Annotated in this window: 22 protein-coding genes; 14 read left to right on the top strand and 8 right to left on the bottom strand. The window is 66.7% G+C overall.

The window, feature by feature from the left end; all coding sequences use genetic code 11:
- Nucleotides 1-116: 116 nt before the first annotated feature.
- Nucleotides 117-482, bottom strand: a complete 366-nt coding sequence (locus QW861_RS21255) for a nuclear transport factor 2 family protein (RefSeq protein ID WP_315751251.1) — start codon at nucleotides 480-482, stop codon at nucleotides 117-119.
- A 165-nt stretch (nucleotides 483-647) separates the two neighbouring features.
- Here QW861_RS21255 and QW861_RS21250 point away from each other — a divergent pair, with 165 nt between their 5' ends.
- The 6 genes from QW861_RS21250 (at nucleotide 648) to QW861_RS21225 (ending at nucleotide 5,974) form a co-directional block, all read left to right on the top strand.
- Entirely contained in the window at nucleotides 648-1,007 is a 360-nt protein-coding gene (locus QW861_RS21250; RefSeq protein ID WP_315751253.1) for a hypothetical protein, read from the top strand.
- 713 nt (nucleotides 1,008-1,720) lie between these two features.
- A complete protein-coding gene (locus tag QW861_RS21245; RefSeq protein WP_315751255.1) occupies nucleotides 1,721-2,245 on the top strand; it encodes a hypothetical protein in 525 nt (174 codons plus the stop codon).
- A gap of 130 nt (nucleotides 2,246-2,375) precedes the next feature.
- Nucleotides 2,376-2,564, top strand: a complete 189-nt coding sequence (locus tag QW861_RS21240) for a hypothetical protein (RefSeq protein WP_315751257.1) — start codon at nucleotides 2,376-2,378, stop codon at nucleotides 2,562-2,564.
- A gap of 21 nt (nucleotides 2,565-2,585) precedes the next feature.
- On the top strand, nucleotides 2,586-3,179 hold the full coding sequence (locus QW861_RS21235; protein WP_315717162.1) for an SCO family protein: 594 nt from the start codon (nucleotides 2,586-2,588) through the stop codon (nucleotides 3,177-3,179).
- 98 nt (nucleotides 3,180-3,277) lie between these two features.
- Nucleotides 3,278-4,186 (top strand): transporter substrate-binding domain-containing protein, encoded by a 909-nt coding sequence (locus QW861_RS21230; protein WP_315751259.1) that lies wholly within the window; start codon nucleotides 3,278-3,280, stop codon nucleotides 4,184-4,186.
- Between the two features lie 141 nt (nucleotides 4,187-4,327).
- The gene (locus QW861_RS21225; protein ID WP_315751260.1) at nucleotides 4,328-5,974 is read left to right on the top strand and encodes a lysine--tRNA ligase; all 1,647 of its coding nucleotides are present in this window, start codon (nucleotides 4,328-4,330) and stop codon (nucleotides 5,972-5,974) included.
- 198 nt (nucleotides 5,975-6,172) lie between these two features.
- Here QW861_RS21225 and QW861_RS21220 read toward each other — a convergent pair whose 3' ends face one another.
- Nucleotides 6,173-6,934, bottom strand: coding sequence for a carbonic anhydrase family protein (locus QW861_RS21220; protein ID WP_315751261.1), 762 nt, complete (start codon nucleotides 6,932-6,934; stop codon nucleotides 6,173-6,175).
- A 253-nt stretch (nucleotides 6,935-7,187) separates the two neighbouring features.
- Here QW861_RS21220 and QW861_RS21215 point away from each other — a divergent pair, with 253 nt between their 5' ends.
- Nucleotides 7,188-7,532 carry a DUF952 domain-containing protein gene (locus tag QW861_RS21215; RefSeq protein ID WP_315751262.1) on the top strand — a complete coding sequence of 115 codons (345 nt, stop codon included), beginning with the start codon at nucleotides 7,188-7,190 and terminating at the stop codon, nucleotides 7,530-7,532.
- A complete protein-coding gene (locus tag QW861_RS21210) occupies nucleotides 7,529-8,623 on the top strand; it encodes a quinone-dependent dihydroorotate dehydrogenase (protein ID WP_315751263.1) in 1,095 nt (364 codons plus the stop codon). The genes QW861_RS21215 and QW861_RS21210 overlap by 4 nt, the downstream gene beginning before the upstream one ends.
- A gap of 71 nt (nucleotides 8,624-8,694) precedes the next feature.
- Here QW861_RS21210 and QW861_RS21205 read toward each other — a convergent pair whose 3' ends face one another.
- The 5 genes from QW861_RS21205 to QW861_RS21185 all read right to left on the bottom strand — a co-directional run bounded on the left by QW861_RS21205 (nucleotide 8,695) and on the right by QW861_RS21185 (nucleotide 14,193).
- Entirely contained in the window at nucleotides 8,695-9,990 is a 1,296-nt protein-coding gene (locus tag QW861_RS21205; RefSeq protein ID WP_315751511.1) for an MATE family efflux transporter, read from the bottom strand.
- 107 nt (nucleotides 9,991-10,097) lie between these two features.
- Entirely contained in the window at nucleotides 10,098-10,832 is a 735-nt protein-coding gene (locus QW861_RS21200; protein WP_315751264.1) for an MBL fold metallo-hydrolase, read from the bottom strand.
- Between the two features lie 13 nt (nucleotides 10,833-10,845).
- Entirely contained in the window at nucleotides 10,846-11,154 is a 309-nt protein-coding gene (locus QW861_RS21195; RefSeq protein WP_315717950.1) for a DUF6460 domain-containing protein, read from the bottom strand.
- 121 nt (nucleotides 11,155-11,275) lie between these two features.
- The gene (locus tag QW861_RS21190; protein WP_315751266.1) at nucleotides 11,276-13,150 is read right to left on the bottom strand and encodes an ATP-dependent DNA ligase; all 1,875 of its coding nucleotides are present in this window, start codon (nucleotides 13,148-13,150) and stop codon (nucleotides 11,276-11,278) included.
- On the bottom strand, nucleotides 13,147-14,193 hold the full coding sequence (locus tag QW861_RS21185; RefSeq protein ID WP_315751513.1) for a ligase-associated DNA damage response exonuclease: 1,047 nt from the start codon (nucleotides 14,191-14,193) through the stop codon (nucleotides 13,147-13,149). Before QW861_RS21185 ends, QW861_RS21190 begins: the two co-directional genes overlap by 4 nt.
- Before the next feature lie 115 nt (nucleotides 14,194-14,308).
- Between QW861_RS21185 and QW861_RS21180 the strand changes: the two genes are divergently transcribed.
- The 4 genes from QW861_RS21180 (at nucleotide 14,309) to pdeM (ending at nucleotide 20,303) form a co-directional block, all read left to right on the top strand.
- Nucleotides 14,309-15,235 carry a class I SAM-dependent DNA methyltransferase gene (locus QW861_RS21180; RefSeq protein ID WP_315751268.1) on the top strand — a complete coding sequence of 309 codons (927 nt, stop codon included), beginning with the start codon at nucleotides 14,309-14,311 and terminating at the stop codon, nucleotides 15,233-15,235.
- A 108-nt stretch (nucleotides 15,236-15,343) separates the two neighbouring features.
- Entirely contained in the window at nucleotides 15,344-16,573 is a 1,230-nt protein-coding gene (locus QW861_RS21175) for an ABC transporter substrate-binding protein (RefSeq protein ID WP_315717947.1), read from the top strand.
- 294 nt (nucleotides 16,574-16,867) lie between these two features.
- Complete coding sequence (locus QW861_RS21170) at nucleotides 16,868-19,600, top strand: ligase-associated DNA damage response DEXH box helicase (RefSeq protein WP_315751270.1); 2,733 nt, start codon at nucleotides 16,868-16,870, stop codon at nucleotides 19,598-19,600.
- Nucleotides 19,601-19,649: 49 nt separating this feature from the next.
- A complete protein-coding gene (pdeM, locus tag QW861_RS21165) occupies nucleotides 19,650-20,303 on the top strand; it encodes a ligase-associated DNA damage response endonuclease PdeM (RefSeq protein WP_315751515.1) in 654 nt (217 codons plus the stop codon).
- Nucleotides 20,304-20,549: 246 nt separating this feature from the next.
- On the opposite strand, the gene QW861_RS21160 is transcribed toward pdeM, so the two are convergent.
- Complete coding sequence (locus QW861_RS21160; RefSeq protein ID WP_315717945.1) at nucleotides 20,550-21,416, bottom strand: LysR family transcriptional regulator; 867 nt, start codon at nucleotides 21,414-21,416, stop codon at nucleotides 20,550-20,552.
- Nucleotides 21,417-21,513: 97 nt separating this feature from the next.
- Between QW861_RS21160 and QW861_RS21155 the strand changes: the two genes are divergently transcribed.
- A complete protein-coding gene (locus QW861_RS21155) occupies nucleotides 21,514-22,434 on the top strand; it encodes a DMT family transporter (protein ID WP_315717944.1) in 921 nt (306 codons plus the stop codon).
- Complete coding sequence (locus QW861_RS21150) at nucleotides 22,431-23,210, top strand: MBL fold metallo-hydrolase (protein WP_315751272.1); 780 nt, start codon at nucleotides 22,431-22,433, stop codon at nucleotides 23,208-23,210. Before QW861_RS21155 ends, QW861_RS21150 begins: the two co-directional genes overlap by 4 nt.
- The last annotated feature ends 8 nt before the right edge of the window (nucleotides 23,211-23,218 follow it).

Genomic DNA, 23,218 nt, shown 5'->3' with positions numbered 1-23,218 from the left:
GTCCGACGTTGACGTAGCGCAATCACCACGAGACAGATCGTGCGTCTGCGCATGGGAGCCCGGCAATCGCGGCAGGCCGACCCCGCTGTGGGAGGTCGGGCGGATCGGGGCGTCCGTCAGGCGCCCTGCGGGACCTTGTCGAGAAACCCGGTGACGCGCCGGATGCGGCCGTCGGCCAGCTCGACGAAATCCGTGCCCAGGATCGGGGCTTCCGCATTCTCGGGGCCGAGCTCCCAGGAAAAGCGGAGATGACGACCGTGGCCGTCCGCGGAGCCGATCAGGCGAAAGCGGAAGTCGGGAAAGCGCTGCTGCACGCCCGCGACCAGGCCGTCCACGGCATCGCGTCCTTCGCCGCGCATCAGCGGGTCGACATAGAGCGCATCCGCGGTCCAGTGACGTGCGAGCAATGCGCCGCGCTGCGCGGCATCGCGTTCGTTCCACAGCGCGATGTAGCTCTCGGCGATCTCGGTCGGGTTGGTCATCGGTGCTCTCCATGTTGTGAACGATGAGGAGCCCATCATCGCGCCCGGCGCGCAGCGAATCGATTACGTCGAAGGTCATCTCATCCGGAATGACAGAACTGTAAGTTGCCGCCCGTTTGCGCGAGGGCTACGCCACGCGCAGAGGCGGTGCGGGGAATGCGTCTCATGATGTCCGACACTTGGAAGTGGATTGCCGTCGCAATTTGTCTGGTGCTGTTCACGGCGGATACCGTGCTCAAGCCGCAGGACAAGCCCAATCGCATGGTGTTCTTCGAGCTGCATCGCGGCGGGAGCCCGACGATGATCGGCATGATGCGCGACGACCTCGTCAAGCTGCCGGGACGCGGCGCCAGCCGCATCCGCGATGCGCTCGCGCGCGGCGAGACGTTAACGGTCTGGCAATATGAATTAAGAAAGATTGAAGACGGCAGCTATCAGGAGGTGCCGGAGCGGCAGATCCAGCTCGGCGCCGCCGATGCGCCGCTCGTCACCTTTGGTGCACGGATTCGGCTGCCCGATAATTAGTTCGGTCCAGACGGCGAAAGCATCGGGAGGCAGATCGTCTCCCCGGCTGCCAGCGCGATATCGGCCCGACCTCGCTCCATCTCCCGATCCAGACGGCGCGGTGCGAGGAGAGACCCTGCCGCGCCCGCTTGCGGCGCGGGGGCTCGGCCGAACGGTCCAACCTTGTGATTGCATCCGTCGCATCTCCGGATTTCGGCCATGCCGTCGGGGCTGGCGGAAGCCCGCACCCGCGATCGTGATCGCACGAGCACCCCTGGGCCGGCGATGAGCGGGCGAGCGTCCCGCCGTCACTGGGCAGCGGGGCGCGTGTCGCGCGGAAGCTCGGCCCCGGGTTTCTCCGGAGTGTCGTTTGTGCCGCCGTGACGCCGCTGCCGCGCCGATGGGCGAATCATGCCGGGCCTCTGCCTTGCTCGTGGCGCCACCGCCATGTCCGGAACCAGCGTTGGTCCATTTTCGGTGGTAGCGACTCATTGGTGCAGCGGGCTTGCAACACTCGCGGTGAATTTGGCTTTCGCAGCTGCGCTCTCCTGGACAAAAACACGATCTCGAAACACGCTGCATTTGCGATTTGGATTTGGCTTTCGCGTTCCGGTTCTGCGGATGGGGTCGTGATTGCAAGGTCCACCGCAGTCCAAGCATCACAAGAAGCGCATCACACGAAGCGTGCCAAAGTCGGTCAGATCGGTTTTCGCCGGGTTGCACTGGGGCTCGACATGAAATTCTGGACGGGATTGCTTGCGGTCGTTCTGTTGCTGTCGGGGGTCGGCGCCAGCCAGGCCGTGGTCCGGATCGCCGATGACCGCGGTGGCCGGATCGGAACCTATGTCGACAAGTACCAGGGCCTGCGATCCTCCGGTGAGTATGTGATCATCGACGGGCTCTGCGCATCGGCCTGCACCATCGTGCTTGGGGCGATCCCGCACGAGAAGATCTGTGTCACCTCGCATGCCAATCTCGGCTTCCACGCCGCCTGGGATTTCGGCGCCAACGGCCGCGCCGTCACCAATCCCGAGGCGACCCAGATGCTGTACTCGATGTACCCTTCGCCGATCCGCCGCTGGATCACCCAGCGCGGCGGCCTGACGCCCCGGATGATCTTCCTGAAGGGCAGGGAGCTGCAGGCAATGTACAAGCCCTGCTATATGGATGCCCAGGCGTCCTCTCCGGCCTCCTCGCACGTCGTGCCCAATGCACCGACCATCTCGCCGGCTGCCGCCAAGGCCTCTGCCTCCCATTGATCACACTGAGGCACTAGTCGCTTCGGGTGATCGCGGCCCGACTGCGGCGCTTGCCTGGACCGGCTGCGGGGCTTATCTGGAGCGAGAGGGGTGGGCCGCTTGGCCGGCTCCGGCCGATGAGTACGCCATCATGCAGCCTCTTTCAGCGCCCCAAGAGATACCGTCCGCATCGCGAGCCCGGCGTCCGGCCTCTGCTCCGGCCCTCGCGGCGGGGATCGCGGCGATCGGGCTCGTCGTCGGCGCCGTGACGATGTGGGTGCAGTACGGGACCGCGGTGTTCTTCGAGACCATCGCGGCCGGCTGGCAGGCCTGCTTCTGAGAGACAGTGAAGGAGCGCGCAATGCCGTCCAATGTCACCCGTCCGCTGGTGATCGTCGGAGCCTTCGCCGCCAGCCTGGTGGTCGGGTTGTCGCTGATGTTCCTTGTCATGGGCGGCGGCCGCAACATCGCGGCGCCGGCCGCGATCGGCGGCCCGTTTCAGTTGACCGACCAGAGCGGTGCCGTCGTCACCGAGAAGAGCCTGGAAGGGCGGCCGACGCTGATCTTCTTCGGCTTTACCCATTGCCCGGACGTCTGTCCGACCTCGCTGTTCGAGATCTCCGAGGTGTTGCGGGCGATGGGCAAGGATGCCGACAGCGTCAACGCCTATTTCGTCTCGGTCGACCCCGAGCGCGACAATCCGGCCGCGATGAAGGACTACCTCTCCAGCTTCGACCCGCATCTCAAGGGCCTGACCGGCGATCCCGAGGTGCTGGCGAAGGTTCTCACCGAGTACCGGGTCTATGCCAAGAAGGTCCCGCTGAAGGACGGCGATTACACCATGGACCACACCGCTTTGGTGTATCTGATGGACCGCAACGGCCGGTTCGTCGCGCCGTTCAACCTGAAGCGGACGCCCGAGGAAGCGGCGGCGGATCTCAAGAAATACCTCTGAGCGCGTTAACGCTCCAGCCGGGCGGCCGCCTCCGGGCCGAATCCAGCCTCGAATTTGCGCATGGATGGTCTATAAGGCGCTGACCATCGGGACCGCTGATGCCGACCGTCTTGTCAAAGCCCGTGAAATCCGCGCCTGCGGCCCGCGCCGCCATTGCCGGCGCGCTGCTGTGCTTCGGCCTCGCGGCAGCCGGCTCGGAGGCGCGCGCCCAGGCGCCCGTGAGGCCCGCCGTCGAGGCGGCGCCGCAGGCCGTCCCTGGGTTCTGGGACCCGCGACGCCGGCCGGAGCGGCCCGATCTGTCGCGCCTCACGGTGATTCGGTTCCTGACCGAGACCGACTATCCTCCGTTCAACTTCACCGGTCCGGACGGCAATCCGGCCGGCTTCAACGTCGATCTTGCCAGGGCGATCTGCGACGAGATCAAGGTGACCTGCACCGTCCAGATGCGCCGGTTCGAAACCCTGCTCGACGCGCTGTCCTCCAACCGCGGCGATGCGATCATCGCCTCGATCGCGGTGACGCCGCAGATGCGGGCGCGGGCCGATTTCTCCGATCCGTATTACCGGGCGCCCGCGCGTTTCGTGTCCCGCCGCGACGCCGTCATGACCGAGATCCGCCCCGAATTTCTCGAGGGCAAGAAGATCGGCGCCGTCGCCGGCACCGCGCACGAGGCTTACCTCAAGGCGATGTTTACCGACGCCGAGATCAAGAGCTATCCGAACGACGAGGCGCTGCGGCAGGCGCTGCGCCGGGCCGAGGTCGACCTGATCTTCGGCGACGGCATTTCGCTGGCGTTCTGGGTCAATGGCACCGATTCCGGCGATTGCTGCGCCTTTTCCGGTGGACCTTTCGTCGAAAGCCGCTATTTCGGCGAGGGCGTCGGCATCGCCGTGCGCAAGGGCAACGACCTCTTGCGCCAGGCGCTGAACTGGGCGCTGTTCCGGGTCTGGGAAAAAGGCCGCTACACCGACCTGTGGCTGCGCTACTTCTCGATCAGCCCGTTCTAGCGCTTGCCGTCGTTCCGGGGCGCGTCGAAGACGCGAACCCGGAACCTCGAGATTCCGGGTTCGATGCTTCGCATCGCCCCGGAATGACGGGTATCATGACCTCTGTTTTGCACTGACGTCTTCGGAGAAGTCTTTTTCACGATGTCCACGATCGATCTCGTCCCAACCAGCCCGAGCGACCTGCGCGCGCTTGCCGAAAACTCCAACGCCTGGCCGTTCGAGCAGGCGAAGGCGATCGTCAACCGGCTGAAGAAGAATCCGAAGGACGAGGTGCTGTTCGAGACCGGCTACGGTCCGTCCGGCCTGCCGCATATCGGCACCTTCGGCGAGGTCGCGCGCACCACCATGGTGCGCCACGCCTTCCGCGTGCTGACCGAGGACAAGATCAAGACCCGCCTGATCGCCTTCTCCGACGACATGGACGGCCTGCGCAAGGTGCCGGACAATGTGCCGAACAAGGAGATGCTGGCCACCCACCTCGGCAAGCCGCTGTCGCGAATCCCCGACCCGTTCTCCAACGAATATCCCTCGTTCGCCGCGCACAACAATGCGCGGCTGCGCGCCTTCCTCGACCGGTTCGGCTTCGACTACGAGTTTGCCTCGTCGACCGAGTACTACACCTCCGGCAAGTTCGACGCGGCGCTGCTGCGGATGCTGGAGCGGCTGGAGAAGGTGATGGCGATCATGCTGCCGTCCTTGCGCGAGGAGCGCGCGGCGAGCTACTCGCCGTTCCTGCCGATCTGCCCGCGCACCGGCCTCGTGCTGTACGTGCCGATCGTCGAGCACGACGCCAAGGCCGGCACCATCTCCTATGACGATCCCGAAACCAGGGAGCGCATGACCGTTCCGGTCACCGGCGGCCATTGCAAGCTGCAATGGAAGCCGGACTGGGCGATGCGCTGGCATGCGCTGGGCGTCGACTATGAAATGGCCGGCAAGGACCTGATCGACTCGGTGAAGCTGTCGGGCAAGATCTGCGCGGCGCTCGGTGGCACGCCGCCGGAGGGCTTCAACTACGAGCTGTTCCTGGACGAGAAGGGCCAGAAGATCTCGAAGTCGAAGGGCAACGGCCTGACCATCGACGAATGGCTGCGCTACGCCTCGCCGGAATCGCTGTCGCTGTTCATGTATCGCGAGCCCAAGGCGGCGAAGCGGCTGTATTTCGACGTCATCCCCCGCAACGTCGACGATTACCAGCAGTTCTTGGAAGGCTTTCCGAAGCAGGACGCCAAGCAGCAGCTCGGCAACCCGGTCTGGCACATCCATTCCGGCAAGCCGCCGAAGGCCGACATGCCCGTCACCTTCCAGCTGCTGCTGACCCTGGTGTCGTCGTCGAACGCGGAGAATGCCGAGACGCTGTGGGGGTTCATCGGCCGCTACCGGCCCGGCGTGACGCCGCAGACCCATCCCAAGCTCGACGCGATGGTCGGCTACGCCATCAACTACTATCGCGACTTCGTGGCGCCGACCAAGACCTTCCGCGAGCCGACCGAGGGTGAGCGCGTGGCGCTGCAGGACCTGCGCGATGCGCTGTCGAACCTGCCGGCTGACGCGACGGCCGAGGACATTCAGAACGTGGTCTACGAGATCGGCCGCCGCGAGCCGTTCCTCGACCACGCCAAGAAGGGCAAGGACGGCCGCCCCGGTGTCTCGCTCGACTGGTTCAACATGCTCTACCAGGTGCTGCTCGGCCAGGAGAAGGGCCCGCGCTTTGGGTCCTTCGTCGCGGTCTACGGCGTGAACAATGCGGTGGCGATGATCGACGGGGCATTGGCACGCAGCGCGTGATTGCCAAGCTCATCGCGCCACCAAAGGTGTCGTCCCGGCCTTGCGCCGGGACCCATAGCCACCGGACACAATTTGGCGGAGGGTCTCCGCCACCTTCCAAAACAATCCAGCTTCCGCGGTATGGGTCCCCGCCTTCGCGGGGACGACAGCGGAGTTTGTGGCGGCCGCTTCAGCTCGAAGCCGCCGGAGCCGAATGAACTACACCCCCTGCAGCACGAAGCGGCGGTCGAGCTTCTGCACCGGGCGCGCGTTCATCGGATACAGCTTGGCGAATTTCGCCACGTCCGCTTCCGCGACCGAGACCGGCTCGCTCAACAGCAGCCATTCGACCACCTCTGAGCAGGGCGGCGTCGTCAGCGAGCCGGCATAGCGATAATAGGAGCGGCGTGCCGGCAGCATCATGTTGGGGTTGATGCGCGGATCGGCCTTGACCGCGGGACCCTCCTTGTCCGGCATCGTCGCGACGATCTGCGCGAAGGCGGGGTTGGGACGCCCGGTGGTCATGAGCACACCGACGACGGCGAGGCCGCCGGAGGCGGCGCGGTGCACGAAATGCGCCTCCATCGGATAGTTCTTGCCGCCGATCTGGTGCTCGCTCGGACGATGGAAATGCACCTGCAGCAGCTTGTAGGTGGTGCCCTCGAGCTTCATGGTGCTGCTGCCATCGGCGAAGTTGAGCTGGATGGTGTGGCCGTTGTTGACGATGGTGTCGGCGGTCCTGGCCCAGTTCAGCCTGAAGTCGGGCAGCTGGGCCCGGGTCGAGTGCTCGATGTCGATGGGCGATTGCTGGGTGCCGACGCCGCAGACCTTGTTGGCCGCGTCGAGATCGCCCCATTTGGCCGGCCCGGTCGCGCCCTCATAGCTCCAATGCGGGGCGCCTTCGGCGGCAAAGCCCGGGGTAGCGCAGACGGGGCAGAGAGCGAGCCCCGCAAGGGCCTTCAAGACGTGGCGGCGGTCCATGACAATCTCCAAAGGTTCAAGCGTGGGCATGATCGGTTGCGAATCGCGCGCAACAGGAAAGCCGAATCAGGTTAACTCTTGCTGAGGAACCGGTTGCATCCCCGCGAGCTCGCATCACTCGGATACAACCTGAGCGGGTCGGCCGCCGGACTGTCCTGGGCAAACGATGCTTGAGTTCGCTGCCCCCTGCCGATACGGTCGGCCGCTCCCGAAAACATCAGCAAACTCAAGCTCAAGCCAGGACCGCGCAAAGGTGCCCAAAATCTACAAAATCTGCTCAGCTTCGGCCTGGCGCGAGGCGGAGCGGCTGGGCGTCTACCGTGGCAGCGCGGACGATCTGCGCGACGGGTTCATCCATTTTTCGACCGCCTCCCAGGTGCCGGAGACGGCGCGGAAGCACTTTTCGGGGCAGAGCGCGCTGTTCCTGGTCGAGGTCGAGGCGGACGCGCTCGGCGATGCGCTGCGTTGGGAGCGTTCGCGCAATGACGAGCTGTTCCCGCATCTGTATGGCGAGCTCGATCTCGGTGCCGTGACCGGCGTTCACCAGATGCACAGCCGTGCCGATGGCGGCCACGACATTCCGGACCTGAAGCCGTGATTCGCGCCTTCGACCAGCTTTCGCTGCCGCTGCTCCGCTGGCTCGACGCTGAGGACGCGCACCGGCTCGCCATCCAGGGCCTGAAGCTGCTGCCGGCGATCAAGCCGCGACCGGATGATGCCAAGCTCGCGGTGCGCGCCTTCGGCCTGAACTTCCCGAATCCGGTCGGCATGGCCGCCGGCTTCGACAAGAACGCCGAGGTGCCGGACGCGCTGCTGCGGCTCGGCTTTGGCTTCGTCGAGATCGGTTCGGTGACCCCGCGGCCGCAGAGCGGCAATCCGCGCCCGCGGCTGTTCCGGCTGGAGCGCGACGAGGCGGTCATCAACCGCATGGGTTTCAACAATGACGGCGCCGAGATCGTGCTGCGGCGCCTGGCCGGGCGCGCCCACCAGGGCGGCATCGTCGGCGTCAATGTCGGGGCCAACAAGGATTCGGTCGACCGTGTCGCCGACTACGTCCGGCTGATCGAGACCTTCGCGCCGGTGGCGAGCTATTTCACCGTCAACATCTCCTCGCCCAACACGCCGGGCCTGCGCAACCTGCAGCAGGCGTCTCAGCTCGACGAGCTGCTGTCCAAGGTGCTCGAGGCGCGCGACCGCGTGCGGCGGAAAGCCGGCGATACGCCGGTCCTGCTCAAGATCGCACCCGATCTCAGCCTCGCCGAGCTCGACGACGTCGTCCATGTCGCCCGCTCGCGCGGAGTCGACGGCATGATCGTGTCGAACACGACACTCGCCCGGCCCAGCTCGCTGCGCGAGCAGTTGCGCGCCAAGGAGCAGGGCGGCCTGTCCGGGCGGCCGCTGTTCCGGCTGTCGACCCGCATGGTGGCCGAGACCTTCGTGCGCGTCGAAGGTGCGTTCCCGCTGATCGGCGTCGGCGGCATCGACACCGGCGGCGCCGCGCTCACCAAGATCCGCGCCGGCGCCAGCCTGATCCAGCTGTATTCCTCGCTGGTCTACAAGGGCCTCGGCCTGGTCGAGAGCATCAAGGCCGACCTGACCTCGACCCTGCTGCGCACGGGACGCGATTCGCTGTCGGAGATCATCGGTGCGGACGCCGCGACGATCACCGCCGAGGACTGGCCGGTTTAGATGCGCTTGATCTTCGGCGAAGAGTGTAGGGCGAGCGAGGTCGCAAAGCGCGCTGCGCGATACAGCGCCCCCTACAAACTCTCTTTGTTGCCGAACGACGCCCGCAGCAGCGCCGGATAGCGTGCGGCCTGGAAGCCGCCGCGCGCCGCGTAGAAGCTGAGCATCGCGATCCACAGGCCCGTATTGCCGAAGCCGCGCAGCGCCAGCCAGGTGCCGAGGAAGACGACCAGCGCCGCCACCATGAGGTTGCGCATGTCGCGCGCCCAGGTGGCGCCGATATAGACGCCGTCGAATGCGAAGGCGAACACCGACAGCAGCGGCGACGCCACCACGAACGGCAGATAGTCGCGCGCCGCGCGGCGCACCGCATCGCTTGCCGTCATCACGTCGATCAGCACCGGCCCGAACAGCGCGAAGATCGCGGCCACCGCGAGCGCGAAGCCGAAGCCCCAGGCGAGCACCAGCCTTGTGGCGCCGGAAAAGGCGCCGCGGTTGCGCGCGCCGAACGCATAGCCGCAGAGCTGCTCGGCGGCGTTGGCGAGGCCGTCGAGGAAGAACGCGGCCACCAGCAGGAAATTGTTCAGCACCGCGTTGGTGGCCAGCGTCGTGTCGCCGGCGCGCGCGCCCTGTGAGGTGAAGAACAGGAAGGCGACGATCATCGCCGCAGTGCGGATCATGATGTCGCGGTTGACGGCCATCATGTGCATCAGCTTGGCGCGGTCGAGCAGCGCCGCGCGCGACATCCGGGCGTCGGCCTTGACCAATCGGCGCGCCAGCACGAGGCCGATCGCGACACCGACCGTCTCCGCGATGACGGCGGCAATCGCCGCGCCGGCGATGCCGGCCTGCAGCACCTGGACGAACAGGATGGTCGCGGCCATGTTGATCAGGTTGATCGCGACCTGAATGGCCAGCGCCAGCCGTGCGCGCGCCAATCCGACGAGCCAGCCGAGCAGCACGTAGTTGGCGAGCGCCAGCGGCGCCGACCAGATCCGGACCATGAAGTAGGTGCGGGCCGCGCCGAGCACGGCGTCGCTGCCGCCCATGAGGTCGAAGATGATTGCCCCCAGCGGCAGTTGCAGCGCGATCAGGCTGACGCCGATCAGCGCGGCCAGCGCCAGGCCGCGGATCAGGACCATCAGGATCTCGTCGGTCTCGCCAGCGCCGAGCGATTGCGCGGTGAAGGCGAGCGTGCTGGCGCGCAGGAATGCGAACAGCCAGAACAGGCAGTCGAAGATCACCGAGGCCATGGCGACGCCGCCGAGCATGGCCGCTTCGCCGAGCCGGCCGATCGCCGTGGTCGAGACGATGCCGATCAGCGGCGTCGTCAGGTTGGCGATCATCGCGGGACCCGCGATGTCGAACACCTGCGCGGTCGTGACTTTGGCTGAAGCGGTCAAGAATGGCCCGTTGATTGGCGGAGCGCGCGGCACGCGCGTTCCTGCCGTTCTTAGCGGCCTTTCGCGCCTCCCGGCTAGAGGTCGATGCTCATGCCGTCATGCGCGGCCACATGGCCGATGCGGTCCAGCCGGCCCAGCATGTCGTCGCTCATATGGGTGAGCACCAGCCGCTTCGGCCGGATAGCATCGAGATGCGCCTCCAGCACCGCGAGGCTGAGGTGGTTCTTCACCGCCTTGTCGTAGGTGTAGGCCTCGGCGATCAACAGGTCGGCGTTGCGGCCGAGCGGGATCAGGCTCTCCGTCCATTCGGTGTCCGCGGTGTAGGCGACGACCTTGCCCTCCGCCTCGATCCGGTAGCCGAGAAACGGCCCGCCCGAACTGCCGTGGACGACTGGAAACGGCGTCACGCAGACCTCGCCGAAGCGCGTCGTCTGCTCCGGTTCAAGCTCGATCACGGACAGCTCGAATTTCCGCGGCGTGCGCGACGAATGCTCGAACAGCGCTTCCATCACCTGCGTCAGCCGCGCCGTGATGCCGGCGGGGCCGGCGATCACCAGCGGCAGCGTCCGCTTCGAAAACTGCGCGTCGAGCAGCAGGAAGGGAAGCCCGGCGAAATGATCGCCATGGAAATGCGTGATCAGGATCAGTTCGATGGCGTTGCTGGCGATGCCGAGCCGCTTCAGCGCCGGCAGCGACGAGGCGCCGCAGTCGATCAGAAGGTTCGTCTGCGCGCCGGTCAGATGGAAGCAGGTGTTGGAGTTGCCGCCCGAGCCGAACGCGTCACCGCAGCCGACGAAGCGGAGCTGCATCGGCTGTGGCTCTCTATCGGCCGCGCGGGGCGAACAGCCGCGACAGGAGCCAGACCGGGATCACGATCACCGCGCCGAGCAGGAAGTAGCGCCACAGCCAGTTGAAGGCGTCGAAGCCGAGCTCGTAGAGCCGGATGAACAGCAGCCGGATGCTGTGCAGGATGTTCAGCGGATCGAAGCCGATCGCCGACAGCACGACGCCGACCAGGATCGACAGCAGTACCAGCCGGAACGCCACCGACAGCGGCGAGCCGCCGAGAAAACGGTACAGGCCATCCGAGCTGCGGGCGCGGGCCGGATAGTCCCTGACGTCGTTCGACATGGCATCGTCTCCAGGCGGGTTCGTCGGATTCGCGATCCCGATTATAAGGCACGGCAGGGCAGGTGGGGAACCCGGCTCAGCGCCGCAAGCCTGTTACCGGCAATTAATGTTCCCGGCGCTGTCACGCCGGCGCCTCGCTCTTCAACATCCGCTCCAGGGTCTCCAGCCGGTCGGCCTCGCGCGGCGGCTTGTCCCAGCGCAGCCGGCTGATGCGCGGAAAGCGCATCGCGATGCCGGATTTGTGCCGCGGCGAGCGCTGCAGGCCCTCGAACGCCACTTCGAGCACGAGCCCCTGCTCGGGCTCGTGCACGACATGCCGAACGGGACCGAACTTCTCGGTGGTGTTGCGGCGGACGAAGCGGTCGATCTGCAAGAGCTCCTCGTCGGTGAAGCCGAAATAGGCTTTGCCGACCGGCACGAGCTGATCTCCGCCGTCTCCCGCCGTCCAGACACCGAACGTGTAGTCGGAGTAATAGGAGGAACGCTTGCCGTGGCCGCGCTGAGCATACATCAGCACGGCATCGATGATGTGCGGATCGTGCTTCCACTTCCACCATTGTCCCTTGGGCCGGCCGGGCAGATACAGCGCGTCGCGCCGCTTCAGCATCACGCCTTCCACCGCGTCGGCATCGTCTCCTGCGCCGGCAGATGCGGGATTGGCGCGCGCGGCCTTCAGCTCGTCCCAGGTGGAAAACGCGATGGTCGGCGACAAGTCGACACGCGGTTCGTCGAGTCGCTTGATGAAAGCCTCGAGCCGTTCACGCCGCTCGGCGAACGGCAGCTCACGCAGATCGTTCTCCTCGTCGCCGAGCAGGTCGTAGGCGCGCAGGTGGATCGGGTACTCCTTCATCAGCTTCGGTGACACCGTCTTGCGGTTCAGCCGCTGCTGCAGCACGTTGAAGCTCTGCACGCGGTGATCGCGCACCACCAGCAGCTCGCCGTCGAGCGCGCCGGGCAGGTGCAGCGACGGCAAAAGGTCGGGAAAACCAGCGGTGATGTCCTCGCCGCTGCGCGAATACAGCCGCGTGACGATGCGGCCATCGGTCTCGCGGCCGCTCACCGCCTGCACGCGGATGCCGTCCCACTTCCATTCCGCGATGTAGTCGGCCGCGTTCATGCCGGCGAAGTCGTCGTCCTCGACGGCATGCGCCAGCATCACCGGCCGGAACGGCGCGGGATCGCGATTGACCGGCTTGTCGCCGCGGCCTTCCAGCCAGGCGAACAGGTCGAGATAGGGCGGCGACAGCCCCGGCCATATCAGCTCGACCTCGTGCGGGTCCTTGTCGCCGAGCGCGGCCGCTGCGGTCTTGGCCAGGCGCGCGGAGATGCCGATGCGCAAAGCGCCGGTGACCAGCTTCAGCAGTGCCCAGCGCCCGGTCTCGTCGAGCTCATCCAGCCATTGCGCGAGTTGCCGCGGCATCTCGGTCTTGCCGAGGGTGCGCAAGGTGGTGACAACCTCGGTCAGCGTCGGCGGTGGCGGGTCGTTGTGGCCGGGTGTGGGGTCCCTCGTGAGACCGCCCGTGGGGTGCCCCCCTCCCTGCCCCTCCCCCACAAGGGGGGAGGGAACGGAGAGAGCGGCTGTGGGGGACGAGAGACGTGAAGGGGGAGCGATGCTCGATGCAGACCGAGACAGCAACTCCGAACGCGTCAGCGCTCCCTCCCCCCTTGTGGGGGAGGGGTGGGGAGGGGGGTACCCAGGAACGAGCTGCTGATGATGCGCCCTGTCCTTCGGCCACATCAGCGCGACGGTCTCCGAGAGATCCCCCACATAATCATACGACAGCGCGAACAGCACCGGATCGGTGCGCGCGGCGATCAGGTCGCGGATCAGCGCCGGCTTGGCGTGCTTGAACGACAGCGCGCCGGTGAGCGCACCAAGCGCGTAGCCGCGATCGGGATCCTCGACCTCGCGGAAGTACGACGTCAGCAGCCGCAGCTTGTTGTTGCGGCCGGGCTCATAGGCGAGGCGGTCGAGCAACTCGGCGAAGCGGTTCATGCCTCGGCGTCCTCCGTGGCCACCACCTCGCTTTCCTCCTCGTCGCCGTAGCCGACCAGATCGAGCGGCCGGGCCGCGAGTCCCTTGGCTTGGCACCAATGCACCAGCGCGTCCTCCTGCCCATGGGTGACCCACACCTCGCCTGCGCCGGTCGCGGCGATGGTGGTGGTGAGCCCGTCCCAGTCGGCATGATCCGAGATCACCAGCGGCAGCTCGATGCCGCGCTGCCGGGCCCGGGCGCGCACCCGCATCCAGCCCGAGGCGAAGGCGGTGACGGGATCGGGAAAGCGGCGGGTCCACAGATCGGAGGTCGCACTCGGCGGCGCCAGGGTGATGGTGCCGGCAAGCTCGGCCTTCTTGACGCCCTTCACGGGCCGGAGCTCGCCGAGCGCGATTCCCTTGTCTTGATAGTAGCGCGTGATCTTGTCCATCGCGCCGTGCAGGTAGATCGGCCGATCATAGCCGGCCTCGCGGATCAGCGCGATGACACGCTGCGCCTTGCCGAGGGAGTACGCGCCGACCAGGTGCGCGCGCTCGGGAAACAGCACCACCGAGGCCAGCAGCTTGTTCACCTCCAGCGCCGCGTCGCCGTGACGGAACACGGGCAGGCCGAACGTCGCCTCGGTGATGAAGACGTCGCATTGCACCAGCTCGAACGGTGCGCAGGTCGGATCGCGCGCATCCTTGTAGTCGCCGGAGGCGACGATGCAGGTGCCGCCGCAGGACACCTTGATCTGCGCCGAGCCCAGCACATGGCCCGCAGGGTGGAAACTGACGGTGACGTCACCCAGCCTGATCCGCTCGCCATAGCCGATCGCCTGCGTGGAGCCTGCAAAGTTGTCGCCATAGCGCAGCCGCATGATGTCGAGCGTTTCCTGGGTCGCCAGCACCGCGCCGTGGCCGGGGCGGGCGTGGTCGGAATGGCCATGGGTGATCAGCGCCCGCTCGACCGGGCGCACGGGATCGATGTGAAAGCCGCCGGCCTTGCAGCAGAGGCCGGACGGAACGGGCAGCAGAATGTCTTGCGGACGCATGTGGGTCATATAGGTCATGCAAGACGCGTTTTCAGGCCGTGCCCGTTTCCATCTCGTCATGCGCGGGCTTGACCCGCGCATCCATCTCCTCGATGAGAAGTTCGCATTGACGACGATGGTTCCCATGCCCCACCGCCTGTTCCTGTCCTCCGGCGATCTGATCGCCGACCGCCGCTACGAGTTCGCCCGCGACCTGCAATTGAAGGGCGACCTGGTCGCGGCCGCCGAGGTGATGGAGCAGGCCATCGAGGTCGCCCCCAACTTCGCCTCGGCCTGGTTCGAGCTCGGCAAGATCCGTCTCGGTCTGGGCGAAACCGACAAGGCGATCTCGGCCTTCCAGAACGCCTATGCCGCCGATCCGGATGATCGTCACGGCGCCGCCGTGCATCTGATGCAGCTCGGCGCCGCGCCGCTGTCGGACATGCCCAAGGCCTATGTGCAGTCGCTGTTCGATCAGTATGCGCCGCGCTTCGAGGCCGAGCTGACCGAGCGGCTCAACTACCGCGCGCCGGCGATCCTGTTCAAGGCGGTGCTCGCGGTGCGCGCGGCCGAGCGCAAGCCGGCCTACTTCAAGCGCGCGATCGATCTCGGCTGCGGCACCGGGCTGGGCGCGGCGGCGTTCGCCAAGAACGTCGACAGCATCATCGGCATCGACCTGTCGGCCGGCATGATCGCGGAGGCGCGCGCCACCGGGCTCTATGCCGGGCTAGAGGTCGACGACATGACCGCAGGGCTGCAGCGCCAGGACGATGCGTCTGCGGATCTCATTCTTGCTGCCGATGCGATGGTCTATGTCGGCGACCTCGGCCCGGTGTTGCGCGAGGCGCAACGTGTGCTCAGTCCGGGCGGACTGCTGGCCTTGACCGTCGAGACCCATGACGGCGACGGTGTCATTATGGGCAAGGGGCTGCGCTATGCCCATGGCGCGGAATATGTCCGTGGCGTGATCGCAGCCGCGGGATTGAAGCTGGCCCATCTCGCGCCGGCGTCGCCGCGGACCGAGGAGCAGTTGCCGGTGCGCGGGCTGGCCGTGGTCGCGGCCAGGACTTGAGTCTAGACGCTATTGAATGCGCTGCACGCGGCGTCCAATGCGGCAACTTCGCTCTTGCCGCAGCTCTCCCGATGCCAAAAAATGTCGGCAGTCTAGGGAGAGACAAAAATGAAAAAACATCTGACGCGGCGCGATTTCTGCGCCACCGCGCTTGCGACCATCGGCGCCTCGACGATCGCTTCGCCCTATGTCTGGGCCGCCGAGAAGAAATATGATGCCGGCGCCAGCGATACCGAGATCAAGATCGGCCAGACCATTCCGCATTCCGGCCCCGGTTCGCTGTATGGCGTGCTCGGCCGTGTCGGCGAGGCCTATTTCCAGATGCTCAACGAGCAGGGCGGCATCAACGGGCGCAAGGTCAAGTTCCTGACGATGGACGATGCCTATAGCGCGCCGAAATGCGTCGAGGCGACGCGGCGGCTGGTCGAGCAGGACGAGGTGCTGGCGCTGTACGGCTCGCTCGGCACCGCGCCGCAGACCGCCGTGCACAAATACCTCAACTCCAAGGGCGTGCCGCAGCTCCTGCTCAACACCGGCGCCTCGAAGTGGAACGACCCCAAGAACTACAAATGGACCATGGCCGGCCTGCCGCTGTATCCGACGGAGGCGCGCATTCTCGCCAAGCATGTGCTGAGCGTGAAGCCGGAAGCCAAGATCGGCATCCTCTATCAGAACGACGATTTCGGCCGTGACTTCCTGGGGCCGTTCAAGAAGGTGCTGGCCGACGCCGGCGGCAAGGCGCAGGTCATCATGGAGCAGACCTATGATCTCACCGAGCCGACGGTGGACTCGCAGCTGATCAACCTGTCGAAGTCGGGCGCCGACGTGTTCTACAACATCAGCACGGGCAAGGCCTCGTCGCAGTCGATCCGCAAGGTGGCCGAGCTCGGCTGGAAGCCGCTGCAGCTGCTGTCGGCGGGCTCGACCGGCCGTTCGATCCTGTCTGCCGCCGGCCTCGAGAATGCCAAGGACATCGTCGCGATCCGCTATTCCAAGGACGCCGGCGTGCCGCAATGGAAGGACGATCCCGACGTCAAGGGCTTCGAGGCGCTGCGCGCCAAGTACCTGCCCAACATCGATCCCGACAACACCATCGCCTATGCCGGCTACGGCCAGGCGGTGTCGATGGGTGAGATCCTGCGCCGCTGCGGCGACACGCTGACCCGCGAGAACGTGCTCAAGCACGCCACGACACTCGCCGGCTTCCACTCGCCCTTCTTCCTCGATGGCGTCAATTACGCCTACACGCCGGACGACTACACGCCGATGAAGACGCTCTACATCTCGATCTTCGACGGCAAGGACTGGAGCATCTCCGAGAAGCCGATGACGGAGTAGGCGTGGCGCTGCGTCTCAGTCGTCGTTGCGAGCGAAGCGACGCAATCCAGACTTCCTTCGCGGACGCAGTCTGGATTGCCTCGTCGCTTCGTTCCTCGCAAAGACGATGGTGTCAGGGATGCAGCCCGAACCTCTGCTGTCGTCCCTGCGAACGCATAGCCACCGGCTCGGGTGGGACGATGACCGGCAGTTGCGTCTCACCGACCGATCCCGCTGCATGGGTCGCCGCGCTCGCCGGGACGACAGCAGAGGGCGGGGAGGCAGGCCGGTGCAAGTACTGCGGCCCTCGACGAAATGCGCGGGACTGCATACCTGTCTCTGGTGCCGCCCCGTACCTCACCAGCCTCGAATGAGCCCAGCGCCCCGCTGCCCGACCATTTCACCGAATGGTTCGCGGCGCGCGGCTGGGCGCCGCGCGCGCATCAGCTGGCGCTGCTGGAGAAGGCTCGCGCGCAACGCTCGGCGCTGCTGATCGCCCCGACCGGCGCCGGCAAGACGCTCGCCGGGTTCCTGCCGACCCTGGTGGAGCTCGGCTCCGCCGTCGCGCCGAAGCATCGTTCTGTTCTTGCCAAGACATCCGCTCTCTCCACTCCCGCTCCCCTTGTGGGGGAACGGCGGGGAGGGGGGCCTCCGGCGGCGGTGTCGATGGTGACACCCGGCACCGAGCCGAATGCACTGGTCGAACTCGCGAACACGGAAAAGAGCAAGCAGACGGCGAACCGCATCCCGCGACCCGCCGGCCTGCACACGCTCTACATCTCCCCGCTCAAGGCGCTCGCGGTCGACATCGCGCGCAATCTCGAGGCGCCGATCTCCGAGATGGGCCTGCCGATCAAGGTCGAGACCCGCACCGGCGACACGCCGGTGTCCCGCCGGCAGCGGCAGCGCCGCTATCCGCCGGACATCCTGCTGACCACGCCGGAGCAGATGGCGCTGCTGCTGTCGTCCGACGATGCGCCGTTCCTGTTTTCCTCGCTGAAGCGCGTCGTGCTCGACGAGCTGCATGCGCTGGTCACCTCCAAGCGCGGCGATCTCTTGTCGCTCGCGCTGGCGCGGCTGTGGCGGCTTGCGCCGGACATGCGCATGATCGGCCTGTCGGCGACCGTCGCCGAGCCGGAGCAGCTCGCGCGCTTCCTGGTGCCGCAGCCGTGCGGCGGCATATCCGCGGCCGACGTCGTGGTCGCCGGCGGCGCCGCGCCGCCGGTGGTCGAGATGCTCGATACGCAGGAGCGGCTGCCGTGGGCCGGCCACAGCGCGCGCCATGCGCTGGCCGAGATGTACGAGCTGATCAAGCGAAACAAGACCACGCTCGTGTTCGTCAACACCCGCAGCCAGGCCGAGATGCTGTTCCAGGAGTTCTGGCGCATCAACGACGACAATCTCGCCATCGCCCTGCATCACGGCTCGCTCGACGTCGCGCAGCGCCGCAAGGTCGAGGATGCGATGTCGGCCGGCAGGCTGCGCGGCGTCGTCTGCACCTCCTCGCTCGATCTCGGCGTCGATTGGGGCGACGTCGATCTCGTGATCAATGTCGGCGCGCCCAAGGGCTGCTCGCGGCTGATGCAGCGCATCGGCCGTGCCAATCACCGGCTCGACGAGGCTTCGCGGGCGGTGCTGGTGCCGGCCAACCGCTTCGAGGTGCTGGAATGCTCGGTCGCGATCGATGCCATCGCCGACAATGCGCAGGACACGCCGCCTTTGCGTACTGGCGCGCTCGACGTGCTGGCGCAGCACGTGCTCGGCTGCGCTTGCGCCGAGCCGTTTCTCAGCGACGAGCTCTATGTGGAGGTCATCACGGCGGCCCCCTATGCGTCGCTGTCGCGCGCTGATTTCGACGATGTCGTCGACTTCGTCGCCACCGGCGGCTATGCGCTGAAGACTTATGAGCGGTTTGCCCGCATCAAGCAGGATGCGAGGGGACGCTGGCGCGTCGCCAATCCCAAGGTGCGGCAGAGCTATCGCCTGAACGTCGGCACCATCGTCGAGGAGGCGATGCTGAAGGTGCGGCTGGTGCGCTCGCGCGGCGGGGCCAAGGGCACGACCGGCGCGATCGCGCGCGGCGGACGGCTGCTCGGCGAGATCGAGGAGGCGTTCATCGAAGGCCTCACCCTCGGCGATACGTTCGTGTTCAGCGGCGAGATCGTGCGCTATGAGGCGCTGGCCGAGGACCAGGTCTATGTGTCGCGCGCCAATGATTCCGATCCGAAGGTGCCGTCCTACATGGGCGGCAAGTTTCCGCTGTCGACCTATCTCGCCGAGCGCGTGCGCGGCCTGCTCGACGACCGCACCGCCTGGAGCGCGTTGCCGGAGCAGGTGCGCGACTGGCTGTCCTTGCAGAAGGACGTGTCGCGCATCCCGGCCCGGCGCGAGCTTTTGGTCGAGACCTTCCCGCGCTCCAACAAGCACTACATCGTCTGCTATCCGTTCGAGGGCCGGCTCGCGCATCAGACGCTCGGCATGCTGCTGACGCGCCGGCTCGAGCGGGCGCGCGCCCGGCCGCTCGGCTTCGTCGCCAACGAATATGCGCTTGCGGTGTGGGGGCTCGGCGACATGTCGCTGATGGTCAAACAGGGGCGGCTCGATCTCGCCGCGTTGTTCGACCCGGATATGCTTGGCGACGATCTCGAGGCGTGGCTCGCCGAATCCGCGCTGATGAAGCGCACGTTCCGCTCGTGCGCCATCATCTCCGGCCTGATCGCGCGGCGGTCGACGACCGAGGAGAAGACGCGCCGCCAGGTGCTGTTCTCGACCGATCTGGTCTATGACGTCCTGCGCCGGCATCAGCCCGATCACATGCTGTTGCGCGCGGCGCGCGCCGATGCCGCCACCGGCCTGCTCGATCTGAAGCGGCTCGGTGATATGCTCCAGCGCATCGAGGGACGAATCACCCATCGGGAACTCGATCGCGTCTCGCCGCTGGCGGTGCCGGTGATGCTGGAAATCGGCCGCGAATCCGTCTATGGCGAGGCCGCCGACGAGCTCCTGGCCGAGGCTGCCGAGGAACTCGTGAAGGAAGCGATGGGGTAGATCGACAAGCGAGGCGGACTTGCGGGGGACTTTCTGCGCATCGGGCATGATGGACGTCGCCGGCACCGCGCTGCGCGTCGATCTCTCCGGCGCGCTGGTGTGGGACGAGCAGCGTCTGCTCGTCGTCTCCGATCTGCATCTGGAAAAGGGCTCGAGCTACGCGTCGCGCGGCACCCTGCTGCCGCCGTTCGATACCGTGGCGACTCTCAATCGCCTCACAGCCGTGATCGCCCACTACAATCCGCGCATCGTGATCGCGCTTGGCGACAGCTTTCACGATCGCGATGCGCATACGCGTCTCACCGGCGACGACCGCGCCTGCATCGCCAACCTGCAGGTCGGCCGCGACTGGGTCTGGATCACGGGCAACCACGATCCGGCCCCGCGCGGCATCGGCGGCGAGCTGGCCGACGCGGTCACGCTCGGCGCGGTGACGTTCCGTCACGAGCCCTCCGGCGCGCGCGGCGAGATCGCCGGCCATCTGCATCCGAAGGCGCGCGTCGCGACACGAGCGCGCACGCTGGAGCGGCGCTGCTTCGTCTGCGATGGCGAGCGCGCCGTGATGCCGGCGTTCGGCGCCTATGCCGGGGGCCTGAGCGTGCGCGACGCGGCCTTCGCCAAGCTGTTTCCGAAGCGCGCCTTCATCGCGCATGTGCTGGGAGATAGACGCCTGCACAGCATCGCCGCGGCGCGGTGCTATTAGTTGGATGATGGAAATTCATTAGTTGGATGAGTGATCAGAGGTCGAACGGATCATTCGAAGTTGGACTGATCATGCCCGCCGCGCGCATCGCTGTGCTCTCTCCCTCGCTTGCGGGGGAGAGTTGGAGAGGGGGCGCCAAGCGCAGCGCCGTCGGAACGGCCCCTCCCTAGCCCTCCCCCGCAAGCGGGAGAGGGAACGCAGCGTCCTCGTGGCGTCATGGTCGCCGGAGCCGCGGACGAATGCCCGTCAGGCCGCCTTCGCCTGCACCTTCTCGCAGAACTCGGCCAGCCGGTCGGCCAGGCGCAGCGTCGCCGGGCTGGCGTCGGGCGAGGCGACCAGCGCGACCTCGGTGCGCTCGATCGGCGCAAAGCCCTCGCGGGCGGTCAGCACGCGGTGCTCCGACTGCACCGACATCTCGGACAGAATGCTCAGCCCCATGCCGGCGGCGACCGCGGCCTGGATGCCGGCGAGGCTCGACGAGGTGTAGGCCATGTGCCAGGCGCGTCCCTCGCTCTCCAGCGCATGGATCGCGCGGGTGCGATAGATGCAGCCGAGCGGGAAGCCGATCAGCGGCAGCGAGCGGGCCTCGAGGTTGACCGGATGGCTCTTGCTGGTCACCCAATAGACCTGCTCCGGCCATGCCGCGATCGCTGCGTGTGCGTCGTCGGCACCGCGCTTGAGCAGCGCCAGATCGAGATCGCCGCGCTCGATGTCGCGCTTGAGGTTGAGGCTCTGGTCGGCGCGCACGTCGAGCCGCAGATCGGGGTGGGCGCGCGAGAACGCGGCGAGCAGCTTGGCGAGCCGGTAGGCCGCGAAATCCTCGGGGATGCCGAGCTTCACCGCGCCGTCGGGTCCGGGCCGCGCCACGACGTCGCGGGCCTCCTCGGCGAGCGCGAGCAGGCGGCGGGCATAGGACAACAGCCGTTCGCCGGCCTCGGTCGGCGTGACCTCGCGGCCGTCGCGGTTGAGCAGCGTCTGGCCGAGGTCGTCCTCCAGCCGGCGAATCTGCTGGCTGATCGTCGACTGCGTGCGGTGGACGCGCTCGCCCGCGCGGGTGAAGCCGCCGGCCTCGACCACCGAGACGAAGCTGCGCAACAGGTCCAGATCGAGCACTCGGGACCTCCATTCGGAAAACCACTGAGTGTCAGTCTATCATTTAATTTCCAAATGGGAAAGAACAGCCCTACACCGGCGGCGAAGGAGACCTCCGATGTCGTCCGTATCCTCCGTTGCCGTGAGCCCCGAGAAGTCCAACCTGCTGCCGCTCGAAATCGGCCTGTTCTGCCTGTTGTGGAGCTTTGCCTTCGTTGCCGGCAAGATCGGGGTGACTTATTGTCCGCCGCTGCTGCTGCTCGCGGCGCGGTTCTCGCTCGCTGGTGTCCTCATTCTTGTGGTGCCGGCGGTCCGGGGCGAGCTGCGCATGAGCTGGCGCGATGCGGCCGTGTTCGCGATCATCGGCATCGCCAACAACGCGCTGTATCTCGGTCTCGGCTACACCGGGCTGCAGACCGTGTCGGCGGGGCTCGGCGGCCTGATCGTCTCGGCCAATCCGGTGTTCACCGCGGTGTTCGCGGCGCTGCTGCTGGGCGAGCCGCTGACCCTGCGCAAAATCTCAGGCCTCGCGCTTGGCACCATCGGCGTCGCCATGATCGTCTGGCACCGTATGTCCGTCGGCACCGACCAGCTCGAAGGCATTCTCTATACGCTGGCGGCGCTGGCCTCGATCGTGACCGGCACCATTCTGTTCAAGCAGCTCGCCCCGCAGGGCAGCCTGTGGGTCGGCAACGGCATCCAGAACCTCTCAGCCGGGCTGGTGTTATGGCCGGTCGCGCTCGGCGTGTCGCACGTGGGCGAGATCGTGCCGAATGCGCAACTGATCGGCGCGTTCGCCTTCCTCGTGCTCGGTGGCTCGATCCTGGCCTATGTGCTCTGGTTCCATCTCTTGAAAGTATGCGGCGCGACCGCGGCCAGCGCCTATCATTTCGTGATGCCGCCGCTCGCGATGATCTTCGCCTTCCTGGTGCTCGGCGAGCACGTGGCGCTGCAGGACCTGCTCGGCGTCGTTCCCGTCGCGCTCGGGATCTATCTGGTCACGCGGGCGCCGGCCCGTACCATTGGAGCATCGTCATGAGTGTTGCGATCACCCTGATCGGCGGCCCGACCGCCCTTATCGAAATCGATGGCTTCCGCCTGCTGACCGATCCCACATTCGATGCTCCCGGCCGCTATGAATTGCCGCATGTCGTACTGGAGAAGCTCACTGGACCAGCGATGACCGCTGAGGCGATCGGGGAGGTCGATGCGGTGCTGCTGAGCCATGATCAGCACTCCGACAATCTCGACCATGGCGGCCGCGCCTTCTTGAGACGCGCACCGCGCGTGCTCACGACGGAAGTCGGCGCAAGCAGGCTCGGTGCGCTGGCGGAAGGATTGGCGCCGTGGCAGACGACGCAGCTCAGCAAAGGCGGCAGGACATTGACGGTCGCGGCGACGCCGGCGCGCCATGGTCCCGCCGGCATCGAGCCGCTCGCGGGCGATGTGATCGGCTTCGTCCTGATCCCGCAGCACGGCGCGCCCGTCTATGTCAGTGGCGACACGGTGTTCTATGACGGCGTGGCGGAGGTGGCGCGGCGTTTCAAGCCTGGCGTCGTGATGCCCTTTGCCGGAGCGGCGCAGACACGCGGGCCGTTCCACCTCACCATGGACACCAACGACACGATCGAGACCGCGCGTGTGTTTGCCGAGGCCGCCATCGTTCCGGTTCACACGGATGGCTGGGCGCATTTCCGCCAGAGCGCGCAGGACCTGCGCAAGACCTTCGATGCGCTCGGGTTCGGTGCGCGGCTGAAGCTTCTGGAGCCCGGTGTTCGGACGGTGATCGCCTCGCCACCCAGCTCCTCCCACTGACGAGAAAA

The organism is Bradyrhizobium sp. SZCCHNRI1029, assembly GCF_032487555.1.
Lineage (GTDB): Bacteria > Pseudomonadota > Alphaproteobacteria > Rhizobiales > Xanthobacteraceae > Bradyrhizobium.
Note: the sequence above shows the minus strand (reverse complement) of the source record. Positions and strands in the feature narration are given on the sequence as shown.

Bases quoted from the DNA above. Each gene is read 5' to 3' on its own strand.
- QW861_RS21245 (WP_315751255.1), top strand. From the start codon at position 1,721: ATGAAATTCTGGACGGGATTGCTTGCGGTCGTTCTGTTGCTGTCGGGG.
- QW861_RS21195 (WP_315717950.1), bottom strand. From the start codon at position 11,154: ATGTCGAACGACGTCAGGGACTATCCGGCCCGCGCCCGCAGCTCGGAT.
- pdeM (WP_315751515.1), top strand. From the start codon at position 19,650: ATGGACGTCGCCGGCACCGCGCTGCGCGTCGATCTCTCCGGCGCGCTG.
- QW861_RS21225 (WP_315751260.1), top strand. From the start codon at position 4,328: ATGTCCACGATCGATCTCGTCCCAACCAGCCCGAGCGACCTGCGCGCG.
- QW861_RS21230 (WP_315751259.1), top strand. From the start codon at position 3,278: ATGCCGACCGTCTTGTCAAAGCCCGTGAAATCCGCGCCTGCGGCCCGC.
- QW861_RS21170 (WP_315751270.1), top strand. From the start codon at position 16,868: ATGCGCGGGACTGCATACCTGTCTCTGGTGCCGCCCCGTACCTCACCA.
- QW861_RS21255 (WP_315751251.1), bottom strand. From the start codon at position 482: ATGACCAACCCGACCGAGATCGCCGAGAGCTACATCGCGCTGTGGAAC.
- QW861_RS21175 (WP_315717947.1), top strand. From the start codon at position 15,344: ATGAAAAAACATCTGACGCGGCGCGATTTCTGCGCCACCGCGCTTGCG.
- QW861_RS21250 (WP_315751253.1), top strand. From the start codon at position 648: ATGATGTCCGACACTTGGAAGTGGATTGCCGTCGCAATTTGTCTGGTG.
- QW861_RS21190 (WP_315751266.1), bottom strand. From the start codon at position 13,150: ATGAACCGCTTCGCCGAGTTGCTCGACCGCCTCGCCTATGAGCCCGGC.
- QW861_RS21180 (WP_315751268.1), top strand. From the start codon at position 14,309: ATGCCCCACCGCCTGTTCCTGTCCTCCGGCGATCTGATCGCCGACCGC.
- QW861_RS21235 (WP_315717162.1), top strand. From the start codon at position 2,586: ATGCCGTCCAATGTCACCCGTCCGCTGGTGATCGTCGGAGCCTTCGCC.
- QW861_RS21200 (WP_315751264.1), bottom strand. From the start codon at position 10,832: ATGCAGCTCCGCTTCGTCGGCTGCGGTGACGCGTTCGGCTCGGGCGGC.
- QW861_RS21155 (WP_315717944.1), top strand. From the start codon at position 21,514: ATGTCGTCCGTATCCTCCGTTGCCGTGAGCCCCGAGAAGTCCAACCTG.
- QW861_RS21150 (WP_315751272.1), top strand. From the start codon at position 22,431: ATGAGTGTTGCGATCACCCTGATCGGCGGCCCGACCGCCCTTATCGAA.
- QW861_RS21220 (WP_315751261.1), bottom strand. From the start codon at position 6,934: ATGGACCGCCGCCACGTCTTGAAGGCCCTTGCGGGGCTCGCTCTCTGC.
- QW861_RS21185 (WP_315751513.1), bottom strand. From the start codon at position 14,193: ATGACCCACATGCGTCCGCAAGACATTCTGCTGCCCGTTCCGTCCGGC.
- QW861_RS21240 (WP_315751257.1), top strand. From the start codon at position 2,376: ATGCAGCCTCTTTCAGCGCCCCAAGAGATACCGTCCGCATCGCGAGCC.